11 protein-coding genes are annotated in these 15,184 nt (G+C 70.3%); 7 read left to right on the top strand and 4 right to left on the bottom strand.

Annotated features, from left to right (window positions below):
• Positions 1–103: 103 nt before the first annotated feature.
• From E1267_RS04825 to E1267_RS04835, 3 genes are all read right to left on the bottom strand, one after another.
• On the bottom strand, positions 104–2,179 hold the full coding sequence (locus E1267_RS04825; protein WP_132330164.1) for an endo-beta-N-acetylglucosaminidase: 2,076 nt from the start codon (positions 2,177–2,179) through the stop codon (positions 104–106).
• A gap of 84 nt (positions 2,180–2,263) precedes the next feature.
• Positions 2,264–3,493, bottom strand: coding sequence for a glycoside hydrolase 5 family protein (locus E1267_RS04830; RefSeq protein WP_132330166.1), 1,230 nt, complete (start codon positions 3,491–3,493; stop codon positions 2,264–2,266).
• Between the two features lie 105 nt (positions 3,494–3,598).
• Positions 3,599–4,624 (bottom strand): LacI family DNA-binding transcriptional regulator, encoded by a 1,026-nt coding sequence (locus tag E1267_RS04835; protein WP_132330168.1) that lies wholly within the window; start codon positions 4,622–4,624, stop codon positions 3,599–3,601.
• 105 nt (positions 4,625–4,729) lie between these two features.
• Between E1267_RS04835 and E1267_RS04840 the strand changes: the two genes are divergently transcribed.
• From E1267_RS04840 to E1267_RS04855, 4 genes are read left to right on the top strand one after another with little or no spacing between them, the layout of a single operon-like run.
• Complete coding sequence (locus tag E1267_RS04840; protein ID WP_132330170.1) at positions 4,730–6,004, top strand: ABC transporter substrate-binding protein; 1,275 nt, start codon at positions 4,730–4,732, stop codon at positions 6,002–6,004.
• On the top strand, positions 6,004–6,876 hold the full coding sequence (locus tag E1267_RS04845) for a carbohydrate ABC transporter permease (protein ID WP_132330172.1): 873 nt from the start codon (positions 6,004–6,006) through the stop codon (positions 6,874–6,876). Before E1267_RS04840 ends, E1267_RS04845 begins: the two co-directional genes overlap by 1 nt.
• 40 nt (positions 6,877–6,916) lie before the next feature.
• Positions 6,917–7,708: a carbohydrate ABC transporter permease gene (locus tag E1267_RS04850; RefSeq protein WP_246063471.1), complete on the top strand. Its 792-nt coding sequence runs from the start codon at positions 6,917–6,919 to the stop codon at positions 7,706–7,708.
• A gap of 26 nt (positions 7,709–7,734) precedes the next feature.
• Positions 7,735–10,728 carry an alpha-mannosidase gene (locus tag E1267_RS04855; RefSeq protein ID WP_132330176.1) on the top strand — a complete coding sequence of 998 codons (2,994 nt, stop codon included), beginning with the start codon at positions 7,735–7,737 and terminating at the stop codon, positions 10,726–10,728.
• A gap of 37 nt (positions 10,729–10,765) precedes the next feature.
• Here E1267_RS04855 and E1267_RS04860 read toward each other — a convergent pair whose 3' ends face one another.
• Positions 10,766–11,938, bottom strand: coding sequence for an ROK family transcriptional regulator (locus tag E1267_RS04860; RefSeq protein WP_132330178.1), 1,173 nt, complete (start codon positions 11,936–11,938; stop codon positions 10,766–10,768).
• A 110-nt stretch (positions 11,939–12,048) separates the two neighbouring features.
• On the opposite strand from E1267_RS04860, the gene E1267_RS04865 reads away from it, so the two are divergent.
• From E1267_RS04865 to E1267_RS04875, 3 genes are read left to right on the top strand one after another with little or no spacing between them, the layout of a single operon-like run.
• Positions 12,049–13,404 carry an extracellular solute-binding protein gene (locus E1267_RS04865; RefSeq protein ID WP_132330180.1) on the top strand — a complete coding sequence of 452 codons (1,356 nt, stop codon included), beginning with the start codon at positions 12,049–12,051 and terminating at the stop codon, positions 13,402–13,404.
• The gene (locus E1267_RS04870) at positions 13,401–14,315 is read left to right on the top strand and encodes a carbohydrate ABC transporter permease (RefSeq protein ID WP_132330182.1); all 915 of its coding nucleotides are present in this window, start codon (positions 13,401–13,403) and stop codon (positions 14,313–14,315) included. Before E1267_RS04865 ends, E1267_RS04870 begins: the two co-directional genes overlap by 4 nt.
• Positions 14,312–15,133 (top strand): carbohydrate ABC transporter permease, encoded by an 822-nt coding sequence (locus tag E1267_RS04875; RefSeq protein WP_132330184.1) that lies wholly within the window; start codon positions 14,312–14,314, stop codon positions 15,131–15,133. The genes E1267_RS04870 and E1267_RS04875 overlap by 4 nt, the downstream gene beginning before the upstream one ends.
• The last annotated feature ends 51 nt before the right edge of the window (positions 15,134–15,184 follow it).

Consider the following 15,184-nt stretch of genomic DNA (forward strand, 5'->3'; position numbering starts at 1 on the left):
CGCCGCCCATGTCTCAAGCGCCCTAACCCATGCAGCATGAACGTCCTCCAGAAGTCGGTAAGCACGAATACCCGACTTCCTAGCCGCCCTGAGCTGGCGCTGTCTATGAGGTGGGCGTGGCCAGATCCCGACTTGTCGTGGATCCGCCACTCGTGGACGGCCGACCGGACGGCCCCGGGTCACCGGCCCAGGGGACGGCGACCGTGGCGGCGGGTGAGCGGCCGTACTCCGTGGAAACCGCCTCCACCTCGATCGTCGTGCTCGTCTCGGCGCCGGCCCGGTCGAGCCGGGGCACGAAGTAGGCGTCGTTGGGCGTGGCCCCCAGGTACGTACGCCCGCCACCCGGATCGCGCCGGTAGACGTCGTAGTGGTGCACCTTGCCGCGCGAGCCGGTCCAGGCCAGCCGGAGCGACTTGCGGTCGTCCGACACGTCCGTGACGCCGAGCACGGTGAGCCCGGAAGGCGCGGACGGCCGGTCCACGGCCCCGTCGTACACGGCCAGCTGCCCGACCCGGATGTCGTAATCCTTGTTGACGCCCGTCGTCCGCAGCCCGATCTGGGCGATGGTCCGGCCCGCGTGGGCGGACAGGTCGATCGTCCTGCGCTCCCAACCTGTTCCGCGGGTGGAGCCCAGGTCGAACGTGGTGAACCTGGTGGGCGCGTCGGTGAAGGAGACCGCGGCCCGCAGGTGGGTGGGGCCCGCCGCGGGCGCTTTGACCACCACCGACATCTTCGTGTCCGCCGCCACGGGCAGGCGCGTCTGGTAGAGCCGTACGGTGTTGACGGCGTCGAGGCGGCCGGTGAGCCGCAGCGACGAGCCGCCCTCGTAGGCGTCGCCGAAGTCGATCGACGGGGTCAGCTCGGTGCCGCGCGAGCTGACGAGCCACTGGTAGGTGGGCGGCACGTCCTGCACGGACAGGTTGTTCCAGCCGCCGTCGCGCACGCGGACGCCGCCGACGTTGTAGAAGTCGCCGTGCCCGAGGTTGAACCCCGTCACGAACGGTTTGCCGGTGACCGGCGTCGACTCGGCGACGTAACGGGCCAGGCCCTTCCACGCCGGCGCCTTCTGCGCCGGCCCCTTTCCGGTCGGTGGGGTGGAGGTGTCCGACGGGTCGCCGTTGGCGCCGACCCAGAAGCGGGAGTCCCTGGCCCGGAAGTCGGCGGGGCCCGACGACGACCGCCACGTCCACTCCGGGCGGTATATGCCGAGCGAGGCGGCGTGCGGCCGTCCCGCGGGGAACAGCGCTTCCCACGGCACGTCCGTGTCGTAGCCGTCGGCCTCGGTGTCGATGCCGGCGTACAGCTCGTGCTCGTCCCTGCCGAGGCTTCTGGCCAGCGCGCGTGACGACCGAAGCTTCGCGGCGTCCCATCCGAAGTCGAGGAACATCGAATCCGCCACCCGCCCGGGGTCGTTGAGGAAGGCGTCGTTGGCCGGGGTGAGCGCCTCCTGCCAGTCGACCGCGCCGCTCTCGGTCATGGCGTCGTACCACATGAACTCGACCGGACCCTTGGCGCGGGCGTACTTCATGAGCGAGCGCAGCTCGGCGGCCAGCGCGGCGTCACCGCCCTCCGTCTCCTGGTTGATGAACCAGCCGTCGAACCCGTGGTGCTCGGCCACCTGGACCAGCTTGTCGGCGACCGGGTAGGAGCGGCCGCGCTTCTCGACGAAGTCGCGCACCCACTGGAGCTGCCCGCCGAAGACCTCGGGCGGGAAGAAGACGGTGCCGTACACCTTGACGCCGTTGCGGTGTGCCGCGTCGATGACGGTGGGGTTCGGCGCGAGGATCAGCCCCTCGGCCGAAGAGCCGCCCCAGAAGACCAGCGTGTCGACGTACTGCCAGTGGCCGAAGGCGTAGTAGTCGGCGTCCAGCGAGCCCTGCGACGGGTTGTCCGAGGTGGGGGCGAACGACACGAGCGAGACGACGCCGCCCTCGCCCGCGCGGGCGTGAGGGTTGGCCTTCAGCGCCGGGTTCTGGGCGCGCGGCCGCAGCGGCACGCGGGAACGGTTGAACCTCGCGTCGGGGTCGGTGGCCGGGTCCCAGTCGAGGATCGTCTTCGGGAACCAGTAGGAGGCGTAGGGCTGGTCGCCCGTCGCCGCCAGTGCCGGGCGGGCGGGTGCGGTGAGCAGGGCCGCCGCGACCGTGACCGCGCAGAGCATCGGTAACAGCCTGCGTCGCATCTGATCTCCTCTCGTTGCCGGTCTCAGTGCCGGTCTCAGTGCCGGACTCGGTGCCGGACTCGGTGCCGGACTCGGTGCCGGGGTTCAGTGCCGGTCGAGCACCGTGTCGATGCCTCTGGCCGCCAGGTCGGCGGGGTCGGCGGCGCGGGCGGCAGTGACGATCGCCAGCGGCCCGTCCTGGCGCAGCCGCACCCACGCGGCGTGGAACGCGCTGCCCGGCGCGACCTCCGCGCGGCGCTCCGGCTCGGCCCTGAGGTCCACGTCGCAGACCAGCGCCCGGCGGCGCGCGGCCCTGTCACGCCGTTCCTTGACGGCGGCGGCCAGCTCCCTGGCCGCCGGTTTGGGCCGGTGGTCCACGGTGAACAGGCCGAGGTCGTACTCGCGCTCGGGGAAGTCGGCGAGCGAGCGGTCGAGGTCGTGGGAGCACCACCAGGTGACGCCCCACAGGGCGGGGTTGGGGGTGACGGCCTCCAGCAGCCGGCTCACGAACGCGGGCGCGTCGGGCTCGGGCACGTCGGGCCTGGGCGCGCCGACCTCCTGCAGCCAGACCGGCCTGGACGGGTCGGGCGAGGTGGCCGCGGCCAGCTCCACCAGGTAGTCGGCGTGGGTGACGGTGGCCGGGCCGAGCGGGCCGTCGATGGCGGACACGCCGTTGAACACCCACGAGTGCACGGTCGTCAGGTCGCCGAGGTCGACGTTGTCGGCCGGGTGGAAGGGGTGTTCCGGGTCGTACCAGGTGGCGTCGTACAGCGAGTGCAGGGTGAGCAGGCCGGGGGCGGCGGCGCGGGCCGTGCCGAGCAGTTCGGCGGCCCAGCTCCTGGAGTCGCCGAACGTGGTGGGGTTGGCCGGGTAGAGGTTGTTGACCTCGTTGCCGAGGGTCACCGCGAAGACGTTGTCGCGGGTGACGATCTCCCTGGTGAGCGTGTCGACGTACGTCACCAGGCCGGCGCGGACGTCGGGGTCGGTGAACAGGCCGCGCCGGTGCCAGGTGAGCACCCATGACGGCAGGAAGTCGAAGCTGGACAGGTGTCCCTGCAGCAGGTCCACGGCCACGGACAACCCGAACTCCGCGGCGGCGTCGATCACGGCGAGCAGGTCGTCGATCCCGCGCCGCCTGATGAGCGTGCGGTTGGGCTGGATCCACGGCCAGACCGGGAACACCCGGACGTGGTCGAGCCCGATGCCCGCGAGGTCCTCGAAGTCGCGGCGGGCGGCGTCGGCCGGCTGGTCGAGCCAGCCGTAGAACCAGCCGGACGAGGGCACGTAGTTCGCACCGAAGCGGAGCGGGCCGGGGTTGTGGTGCGGCAGGGGCACGCGGGTCCTCCATGGGGTGAACCGTCCCCGCGAAGGTGCTCCCCCGGCGGAGGCGCATCCCCGTCCCGGGGTCGAGCCGATCACCGAGACCCTAAACCGCTTTAGTCACCTTGCCAAGAGCGGGGGCGCGGTGCTCTGCCGGACGACCAGCCGCGGGGTGCCGGTCTTGACCACGCGCCTGGCGCCCGGGTCGGCGATGACCTCGAGCAGCACGTCGGCCACCTGGCCGCCGAGCGCGACGGTGTCGCGCGACAGCGAGGTGATGCTCGGGTGGGTGACCCTGGTGAGCACCGAGTCGTCGAAGGCCACGATGGACAGCTCACCCGGCACGGCCACGCCCATCTCCCCCGCCACGCCCAGCCCGGCCAGCGCCATCACGTCGCTGTCGTAGACGACGGCGGTCGGGCGGGTGCCGCGCGACAGCAGCGTCCTGGTGGCCGCCGCCCCCTCGGCGTCGCTGAAGTCGGTCGGCAGCGAGACCGCGTCCACCAGGCCGAGCCGCTTGACCGAGTCGCGCAGCGCGCGCATGCGCCGCTGGGTGTGGCGCAGCCCCGGCAGCCCCGCGACGTGGGCGACGCGGCGGTGCCCGAGCGCCGCCAGGTAGTCGACGACCGACACCATCGCCTCCCGGTCGTCGGCCCACACGCTGGCCAGCGCGCCGTGCCGGCCGGGACCGCCCAGCACGACGGCGGGCACGCCGAGCTCCTCCAGCGCGGCGAAACGAGGGTCGCGGACCTTGGGGTCGACGAGGATGAACCCGTCCACGCGGTGCGCGGAGGTCCACTCCCTGTAGACCTCGATCTCGGCCTCGGAGTCCTCGACCACCAGCAGGTGCATCGCCACCTGCTGGCGTGACAACCTCGCCTGCAGACCGGACAGGAGCTGGGCGAAGAACGGCTCGACGCCCAGCGTGCTCGCGGGCCTCGCGATCACCAGTCCCACCGCCTCGGCCCTGGCGCCGCCGAGCGCCCTGGCGGCGCTGTGCGGGCGCCAGTTCATCTCCCTGGCCACCTCCAGGATGCGGGCCCTGGTCGCCTCGCTGACGCCGGGACGCCCGTTCAGCGCGAACGACACCGCGCCCTTGGACACCCCGACCCGCTGCGCGATGTCGGCGATCGTCGGTCGGCCCACGCATCCGCTCCTTTCCTCACAGTCCGGCCACACCCTATTGACAGCGGAGTCTAGCCCGGTGAATAGTCCGGCAACTAGAGCGGTTTAGTACCGAAGGAGAGCGTCATGCGAAGGTACTGGGCAGGACTGGCCGTGCTGGCGGTCGCGATCGCGGGATGCGGTCTGGGTGGCGCGGAACCGGACTCGGCCGCGCCGGTCACGAACGTCACCGGCGAGGTGAAGGGCAAGGTCAGTCTCCAGACGTGGGCGCTCAAACCGAAGTTCACCGACTACGTGCAGGGCGTCATCGACGGCTTCGAGAGGCAGTACCCGGGCGCCGAGGTGGAGTGGCTGGACCAGCCCGCCGAGAGCTACTCGGAGAAGGTGCTCACCCAGGCGGCCGGCGGCTCGCTGCCCGACGTCGTCAACCTGCCGCCCGACTTCGCCTTCCCGCTGGTCGAGCAGGGCATGCTGCTGGACGTCGGCCAGGCCGACCGGCAGCTGGCCGACGTCTACGTCCCCGGCGGCCTGGAGGCCTACCGCTATCCCGGCGCCCAGGGCACGTACGGCTACCCGTGGTACCTCAACACCGACGTCAACTACTGGAACTCCGAGCTGCTCACCGAGAACGGCCTGGACCCCGAGAAGCCGCCCGCCAGCCTGGACGAGCTCATCTCCCAGGCCAGGACGCTGAAGGAGAAGTCGGGCGGCAAGGTTCATCTGATGAGCCGCAAGCCGGAGCTGAGCGACCTGGTCAACGCGGGCGTGCCCGTGATGTCGCCCGACGGGACGCGCTTCGTCTTCAACACCCCGGAGGCGGTCGCGCTGCTGGACAGGTACCGCGAGGCGTACAAGGAGGGGCTGCTGCCGCGCGGCGTGCTGACCGACACCTACGCCGGCAACGCCAAGCTGTTCACCGAGGGCGCGGTCGCCTGGACGACCGCCGGCGGCAACTTCATCACGAGCCTGGCCACCGACAACCCGACGCTCGCGCCCAAGGTCGTGCCGTCGCCCGCGATGGGCACCCCGCCGCTCTACGTGCAGGGCCTGGCCATCTCCAAGGCCACGAAGAACGCGCCGGCCGCGCTCGCCCTGGCCCGCTGGGTGACCAACGCCGAGAACCAGGCCGCCTTCGCCCACCTGGTCAACGTCTTCCCCAGCACCAAGGCCTCGGCGAACGACCCGTTCTTCAGCAAGAGCGACGGCACCAGGTCGGGCGACGCCAAGGTGATCGCGTTCACGTCGCTGGCCGAGGCCAAGATGCTGGAGCCGGTGCAGGTCACCGACGCGATGAAGAAGTTCGTACGGCAGCAGTTCGCGCTGGCGATCAACGGTGAGGCGACCTCCAAGGAGGCGCTGGACGCCGCCGTGGCCAAGTGCGACGAGCTGCTCAAGAGCTGATGACCCACCACCGCTGGTTCACACCGTGGCTGCTGGTCGCGCCGGCCGCGGTCTGGTTGTTCGCCTTCTCCGTCTGGCCGTCGATCAACACACTGGTCCTGGCGTTCACCAACGCCAGGCCGCTCGGCGGCGAGCACTTCACCGGCCTGGCCAACTTCGGCCGCGCCCTGAACGACGACCAGCTCGCCGACGCGCTGGTCAACAGCATCGTCTACATGCTGGTGTGCCTTCCGCTGCTCACGCTGCTGCCGCTGCTGATCGCGATCCTGGTGGAGAAGAAGCTGCCGGGCATCATGTTCTTCCGCACCGCCTTCTACACCCCCGTGGTCGCCTCGGCCGTGGTGGTCGCGCTGATCTGGGGCTGGCTGCTGGACGACCGCGGCCTGGTGAACGGCTTCGCGCAGTGGCTGGGCGTGATCGCGGCACCGGTGCCGTTCCTGACCGACCGGTGGCTGCTGCTGTTCAGCGCGATCAGCCTGACCGTCTGGAAGGGGCTGGGTTACTACATGATCATTTATCTGTCGGCGCTCGGCAACGTCCGGCGCGAACTGCACGAGGCCGCGGCCGTCGACGGCGCGGGCCCGGTGCGGCGCTTCTGGAGCGTCACGGTGCCCGGCGTGCGCAACACGATGCTGCTGATCTCCGTGCTGGTGTCGGTCTCGGCGCTGCGCGTCTTCTCCGAGCTGTACGTGCTGTCGAACGGCACCGGCGGCCCCGGCGGCAGGGACATGTCGCTCGTGATGCTCATCCAGCTCTACAGCCGCGGCTTCACCGGCCACCTCGGCTACGCCTCCGCGCTCAGTCTGGTGCTGCTGGCCGTCACCATCGGGCCGATGCTCCTGCTGCTGCGGCTCAACAGGAAGGCGGCCTGACATCAACACCGTCTCCGCCCGCGAGAAGGCGCTGCGTTACGTGCTGCTCCTGCTCGTGCTCGTCCTGACCGTCTCGCCGTTCCTGTGGCAGCTGTCCACCTCGCTGAAGAGCCTCCAGGAAGACATCTACACCCGGACGCCGAGCTTCCTGCCCCAGCAGCCGACGCTCGCCAACTACGCCGAGGTGGCCGAGACCATCCCCGTGTGGTCGTACGCGGCCAACTCCCTGGTCGTGGCCGCCATCGTGGTCGCGGGCAACGCCGTAGGCGCCACGATCGCCGGGTTCGCCCTGGCCAAGCTCCGTTTCAGGGGCGCGAAGCTGCTGCTCGGGCTGTTCCTGGCGACGCTGGTGCTGCCGGGCGAGGTGACGATCGTCTCGCAGTACGTCACCGTCCGCTCGCTCGGCCTGGCCGACACCTTGCTGGGGGTGGCGTTGCCGGGCGCGATCGGGATGCTTAACGTGCTGTTGATGCGTACAGCGTTTCAGGCGATCCCCCGGGAGATGGACGAAGCCGCGATCATCGACGGGGCGACGGCGTGGCAGCGGCTGCGCCACATCGGCCTGCCGAACGTGCGCGGCATGCTCAGCGTGGTCACGATCTTCGCGTTCATCGGGGCCTGGGACGACTTCCTGTGGCCGCTCATCGTCCTGACCGACCCCGCCAACTACACTCTCACGGTCGGCCTGCAGTATTTGAACGGCACGTTCAGCGCCAACCCGCGGCTGATCGCGGCGGGCACGATGATCTCGTTCCTGCCGATCATGATCGTTTTCGCGGTCCTCCAGCGTTTCTTCTTCAAGGGCGTGGAGGAAGGCGCCATCAAAGGCTGACCATCCCCTTTTGTTAGGAGTCCCTGATGCACGACGACCGTGACCTGGTCGAAGCCCGCTTGAAGCGTGTGCTCAACGAGCGGATCCGCCCCGCTCTTTATCCCGAGTCGGTGCCGCTTGAGGTGGCCGTCTGGCATGCGCCGGACGAGCCGGTGCCGGTCGCCGAGGGGCTGGCCGCGACGCCTGAGCCGATCGCTGCGGGGGATGCCTGGGGTGTGCCGTGGGGCACGAGCTGGTTCACCGTCACCGGCACGGTGCCGCGCGAATGGGCGGGCCGGACCGTCGAAGCCCTGCTCGACCTGGGCTTCGACGAGGACATGCCGGGTTTCCAGTGCGAGGGCCTGGTCTACCTCCCCGACGGCACCCCGGTGAAGGGGCTCAACCCGCGCAACCAGTGGGTCCGCGTCGGCGCCCCCGTCAAGGGCGGTGAGCAGGTGCGCCTGCACGTCGAGGCCGCATCCAACCCCGTCATCCTCGGCCGTCACCCGTTCCAGCCGACCCGGCTCGGCGACAAGGAGACGGCCGGGAGCGACCCCCTCTACCGGCTGACCCGCATGGACCTGGCCGTCTTCGACGACAACGTATGGCAGCTCGTGATGGATCTGGAAGTGCTCGGCGAGCTGATGCACCAGTTGCCGGTCGACGGCGCCCGCCGCTGGGAGCTGCTGCGGGCCGTCAACCGCGCGCTGGACGTCGTGGACCTGCAGGATGTCAACGGCACGGCCGCCGCCGCCAGGGCCGAGCTGACCGGCGTGCTCTCGGCGCCCGCCGTGCCGTCGGCGCACCGCGTCAGCGCCGTCGGCCACGCGCACATCGACTCAGCCTGGTTGTGGCCGCTGCGCGAGACCGTGCGGAAGGTGGCCCGCACCGCCTCCAACATGACGGCGCTGCTGGAGGACGAGCCGGACTTCGTGTTCGCGATGTCGCAGGCGCAGCAGTGGGCGTGGATCAAGGAGCACCGGCCCGAGGTCTGGGCGAAGGTGACCAAGGCGGTGGCTGCCGGCCGGTTCGTCCCGGCGGGCGGCATGTGGGTGGAGTCCGACACGAACATGCCGGGCTCCGAGGCCATGGCCCGGCAGTTCGTGCACGGCAAACGCTTCTTCATCGACGAGTTCGGCGTCGACAACGAGGAGGTGTGGCTGCCCGACACGTTCGGCTTCGCGGCCGGGCTGCCGCAGATCATCAAGGCGGCCGGGTCGAAGCGGTTGCTCACGCAGAAGATCTCGTGGAGCCAGACGAACACGTTCCCGCACCACACATTCCTGTGGGAGGGCCTCGACGGCACCAGGATCTTCACGCACTTCCCGCCCGTCGACACCTACAACTGCTCGATGACGGGCGGCGAGCTGGCGCACGCGGCCCGCAACTTCAAGGACAAGGGCGCCGCCCGGCACTCGCTCGCGCCGACCGGCTGGGGCGACGGGGGCGGTGGCACGACCCGCGAGATGATCGCCAAGGCCGCCAGGGTGCGCGACCTCGAAGGCTCCCCCGCGGTCACCTGGGAGACGCCCGCCGACTTCTTCGCCAAGGCCGAGGCGGAATATCCGCACCCGCCGGTCTGGGCCGGCGAGCTCTACCTGGAGCTGCACCGGGCCACCCTGACCAGCCAGGCCAAGACCAAGCAGGGCAACCGGCGCAGCGAGCACCTGCTGCGGGAGGCCGAGCTGTGGGCGGCGACCGCGGCCGTGCGCGCCGGGGCGCCCTACCCGTACGCGCAGCTCGACCGGATCTGGAAGACGGTGCTGCTGCACCAGTTCCACGACATCCTGCCCGGCTCTTCGATCGCGTGGGTGCACCGGGAGGCGCGCAGGACGTACGAGCTGGTGGCGGAGGAGCTGAACGCCGTCATCGACACCGCGCAGCGCGCGCTGGCCGGTGACGCCTCCGGCGGCACGCTCGTCTTCAACGGCGCCCCGCACGCCCGCGGCGGCGTCCCCGCCGGAGGCGCGGCCCGGCCGGAGCCCGGCGTGCAGACCTCCGTGCGCGAGCGTGACGGCGGCGGCCACGTCCTGGACAACGGCCTGCTCAGGGTGGAGGTCGACGCCCGCGGCCTGGTCGTGTCCATCTACGACGTGGCCGCCGGCCGGGAGACGGTCGCGCCCGGCAGGGCGGCGGGGCTGCTGCAGCTGCACCCCGACTTCCCCAACAAGTGGGACGCCTGGGACGTCGACGAGTTCTACCGCAACTCGGTCACCGACCTGACGGAGGCCGACGGGGTGAGCCTGGTGGACGGCTCGGTGCGCGTCCGCCGTTCCTTCGGCTCGTCGAGCGTGACGCAGGTGCTCACGCTGTCCGGCCGCCGGCTCGACATCGACACCGACGTCGACTGGCACGAGACGGAGAAGTTCCTGAAGCTGGCGTTCCCGCTGGACGTGCACGCCGACCGGTACGCCTCCGAGAGCCAGTACGGCCACGTCTTCCGCGCCACGCACACCAACACGAGCTGGGAGGCGGCCAAGTTCGAGGCCTGCAACCACCGCTTCGTGCACGTGGAGGAGCCGGGCTGGGGCGTCGCGCTGGTCAACGACTCGACCTACGGCCACGACGTCACCCGCACCGCCGGCGAGGAGGGCACGACCACGACCGTGCGGGTCTCGCTGCTGCGCGCCCCCCGCTTCCCCGACCCGGAGACCGACCAGGGCGTGCACCGTTTCCGCCACGCGCTCGTGCCGGGCGCCACGATCGGCGACGCGGTCCGGGAGGGCTACGTCGTCAACCTGCCCGAGCGCCGCGTGCCCGGCGACGCCGAGGTGGCCCCGCTGGTGACGGTGGACGACGACGCGGTGGTGGTGACCGCCGTCAAGCTGGCCGACGACGAGAGCGGCGACGTGGTCGTACGTTTCCACGAGTCGAGGGGCGGCCGGGTGCGGGCCACGCTGACGCCGGGCTTCCCCGTGGCGGAGGTGGTGGAGACGGACCTGCTGGAGCGTCCCACGGCCGAGCCGCGGCGCCACGACGGGCCGGTGCCGTTGACGCTGCGCCCGTTCGAGCTGGTGACCTTGCGGTTCACGCGCGCGTGACCCGGTCAGGGCCGCCAGGCGAGGGCCGGCGGCCCGCTCAGCCGCTGAGCAGGGCTCCCAGGCGGGGCGCGTACGTGGCGTGGAAGACCAGCGAGGCCGCGCCGATCGCGGCGGCGTCCGCCGCGATCGGAGAGGTCTCCACCCTGACCGCGTGCAGCCGCCTGGCCAGCGACCTGGTCGACACGGCCGCCGCGATCACCTGGTGGTAGAGCCCGCCCACCTCCCGCAGCGCGGGCCCGCCGAGCACGAGCAGATCGATGTCAAGCATGTTCACGACGCTCACGGCGGCGTCGGCCAGCCGCCCGGCCACGTGTTCGATCACGGCGAGGGCCTCGCTCTCGCCGCGGGCGGCCGCCGCGCAGATGGCGGCGTGGTCGGCTCCGGTGCCCAGCGCCGCCTCGATGGCACTCGGGCAGCAGACGGCCTCCACGCATCCCCGGTTGCCGCAGTAGCACTCGGGGCCGTCGGGTTCGACCGTGATGTGCCCGAACTCTGCGGCGTTCAGCGAGCGCCCGCGGTAGACCTGGTTGTCGAGGAAGATCCCGCCACCGATGCCCGTGCCCAGGTAGAGATAGGCGAAGCTCGGGGTGGAGCGTGCGGTCCCGGCCCACCGCTCGCCGATCGCCGCGGCGGTCGCGTCGTTGTCGACGGTGACGGGGAAGCGGGTGTACTCCTCCAGCAGGCTCTTGATCGGCACCTGGTTCCAGCCGGGCAGCCGCGGGGGCGACACCATCACGCCGTCGCCGTCCAGCGGCCCTGGGCAGGCCAGACCCACCCCCAGCACCTTGCCGTCGGCGACGCCCGCCTCCCTGAGGATGCGCCGGGCGGCCCTGGCCATCTGCCGCACCACGGTGTCCGCCTTGTGCCCGGGACGCACCGGCAGGCGCAGCCGCGCGACGGGCCGCCCGGCCAGGTCGGCGAGCACACAGGAGATCTCACCGGGATCGAAGTGCACGCCGATGGCGTAGCCGGCGCCGGCGTCGACCCGCAGGATCGTACGCGGCTTGCCCCCGTTGGACGGTGCGGAGCCGTCCTCGATGACCAGCCCTTCCTCCAGTAACCGGCGCACGATCACCGACACGGTCTGCGCGGTCAACCTGGTGCGGGCCGCGATCTGGACCCTGCTGATCCCGTCGGAGGCCTGGATCGCCTCCAGCACCACGGCGCGGTTGTAGCTCCCCACCTTGGGCAGGTTCGTGCCCAGCTGCATGTCGCCAATATCACACAAACTGTTGACTATGTAAATCAAATAGATTTAGCCTCTCGGCAACTCCAAGGAAACTTCCCTGGCACATCCCCCAGAACCACCGGGAGCCCGTGATGAGACGTACGCTGGCCGGTTCCCTCCTGCTGTTGACAGCCGTAGCCGGCTGTGGCGCCGACACTGAGCAGAACGCCTCCGGCAGCAAGGAACTCGAGGTCCTGTACAAGGTCGAGCCGACGTGGCCGCATCTGGAGAAGATGCTCACGGACGCCAAGAAGCAGTACGAAGCCGCTCACTCCGGCGTCACCGTCAAACTCACGCCCGTCCAGGGCAACAACGAGGCCTACTACACCAAGCTGGCCCTGCTCAACCGGTCTCCTGACTCGGCTCCCGACGTCTATCTGCACGACACGTTCCAGGTGAACGCCGACGTCGCGGCGGGCAAGCTGGCTCCCCTGGACGACTACCTGGCCACGTGGCCCGACTGGAAGGAGCAGTTCCCCGACTCGGTCAAGCAGGCCGCCAAGGGCGGCGACGGCAAGATCTACGGCGTCCCGATCAGCACCGACACGCGCGGCCTGTGGTACCAGAAGGATGTCTTCGCCAAGGCCGGCCTGCCCGTCCCGTGGGAGCCGAAGACCTGGAACGACGTCCTGACGGCCGCCCGCACGATCAAGCAGAAGCTGCCTGACGTTCTGCCCTTCACCATGTACTCGACGAAGATCCACGGCGAGGCGTCGACCATGCAGGGCTTCGAGATGCTCCTGTACGGCACCCCCGAGGGCACCCTCTACGACGAGGCGCAGAAGAAGTGGGTGGCCGGCGGCAAGCAGTTCACCGACGCGCTGACGTTCGTCAACACCATCTACCGCGAGGAGCTCGGGCCCAAGCAGGCCGACGCGCACAACGCCAAGCTGGCCGACAAGGTGAACTACGAGTGGTTCCCCAACGCCAAGCTGGGCATCGCGCTCGACGGCGCGTGGACCGCCTCGGCGTGGAAGCCGACCAGCACCAAGCCGTGGGCGGAGTGGAAGGACAAGATGGGCTGGACGGTCATGCCGACGCAGAACGGCGAGGAGCCGGGCGCGGTCAGCATGTCGGGCGGCTGGGTCATGGCGATGAGCTCGTACGCCAAGAACAAGCAGGAGGCGTGGGACTTCATCGCGGTGGCCACCAACAAGGAGAACTCGCTGACGTACTCGCTGGGCTCGGGTGACCTGGCCCCCCGCAAGGACGTCGCGGCCGACCCGAAGTACACCGCCGACAACCCGAGCGTGAAGTTCTTCACCGACCTGGCCTCTGTGACCCACTACCGGCCGGCGTTCGAGGAGTACCCGAAGGTGTCGGCGCAGATCCAGGAGGCGCTGGAGGCGGTGACCACGGGCTCGAAGACCCCTGAGGAGGCGACCGCCGACTACGCCAAGGCGCTGCCCACCGCCGTGGGCGGACCCGACAAGGTGCTGGCCAAATGACGGTCGCCACAGCGCCCGCCCCGCCCGTGACGAACACGCCGCCCAGCGGTTCGTCGCGGCGCGGGGTGCTGCGCTGGCTGCTCCCCCTGGGGCCGGCCATCGTCCTGCTGGCGCTCTTCCTCGCCGGCCCCATCCTGTGGAGCGTCTACGTCGCCTTCACGAACGAGACGCTCACCGGCTCGGCCTCGGTCAACTCCGAGTTCGTGGGCCTGGCCAACTTCACCAGGCTCTTCGACGACCCCAACTTCATCAACTCGTTCGTCCTCACGTTCGTCTTCGTGATCGGGTCGGCGGTCATCGGCCAGAACACCCTGGGCCTGATCATCGCCCTCCTGCAGCGCGGGCGCGGCCGGACGACGCGCAGCGTCGTCAACGGCGTCGTCATCGCCGCCTGGGTGGTGCCGGAGGTGGTGGCGGCGGCCTGCTGGTTCTCGTTCCTGGCCGAGGAGGGCACGCTCAACGCGGTGCTCGGCATCTCCCAGGAGTGGCTCTACACGGCCCCGATGCTGGCGGTGATCCTGGCCAACGTCTGGCGCGGCACCGCGTTCTCCATGCTGGTGTACTCGGCCGCGCTGTCCGAGGTGCCGAAGGACCTGGTGGAGGCCGCCGCCGTGGACGGAGCGGGCCCCGGCCGCCGCCTGCTGCACATCACCCTGCCCCTGATCCGCAGATCCATCATGGCCAATCTCATGCTCATCACCCTGCAGACCCTGGCGAGCTTCGGCCTCATCTACGCCCTGACGGGCGGCGGGCCCGGCACGGCCAGCCAGACCACGCCGCTCTACATGTACGAGCAGGCGTTCCGTTACTTCGAGATCGGCTACGGCTCCGCGATCGCCCTCGTCATGCTGGTGGTCGGCGCCCTGTTCTCGCTGCTCTACCTGCGCCTGATCAAAGTGGAGGACGCGTGACCAGGCTCGCGGCCCGCGGGGCGGCAGGACTGTCGCTCCTGATCATCTGCCTGGCCTTCCTCGGCCCGTTCCTGTGGGTGGTGATCTCCTCGGTCCAGCCGGAGGCGACGCTCGCCGCCCAGCCGACCCTGAACTTCTCGCTCGACAACTTCACGGCGGTGCTGACGTGGGAGACGCTGATCCTCCCGCTGATCAACTCGATCATCATCTCGGGGTCCACGGCGATCCTGACGGTGTTCGTGGCGGGCCTGGCCGCCTACCCGCTCTCCCGCTACCAGCTCCGCTACCGCCGGCACTTCATGCTGACGCTGCTGTTCACCACCGGCCTGCCGATGACGGCGGTCCTGGTGCCGGTCTACGCGATGTTCTTCCGCTTCAACCTGTACGGCTCCGTACCGGCGATGGTGTTGTTCCTGACGGCCAGTTCGCTGCCGTTCTCGATCTGGATGATGACGAACTTCATGGACGGGGTGCCGGTGAGCCTGGAGGAGGCGGCGTGGGTGGACGGCGCCGGCTGGGTGCGGTCGCTGACGACCGTGGTGGGCCCGCTGATGGCGCCGGGCGTCGCGGTGGTGGCGATCTTCGTCTTCGTCGGGCAGTGGGGCAACTTCTTCGCCCCGTTCGTGCTGATGGACACCCCGGAGAAGCAGCCGGCCGCGGTGACCATCTACACCTTCTTCTCCCAGTACGGGCAGGTCGCCTACGGCCAGCTGGCCGCGTTCTCCATCCTCTACACGGCACCGGCCGTGATCCTGTACGTGGCGGTGAACAAGTATCTGGCCGGCTCGTTCAGCTTCGCCGGCTCGGTGAAGGGCTGAGGGGCTCCGCACGGTGCCGGGGCGGCTCCGGGAGTTCGACCCCCTTGCCGA

Origin of the sequence: Nonomuraea longispora (assembly GCF_004348345.1) — a bacterium.
Taxonomy (GTDB): domain Bacteria; phylum Actinomycetota; class Actinomycetes; order Streptosporangiales; family Streptosporangiaceae; genus Nonomuraea; species Nonomuraea longispora.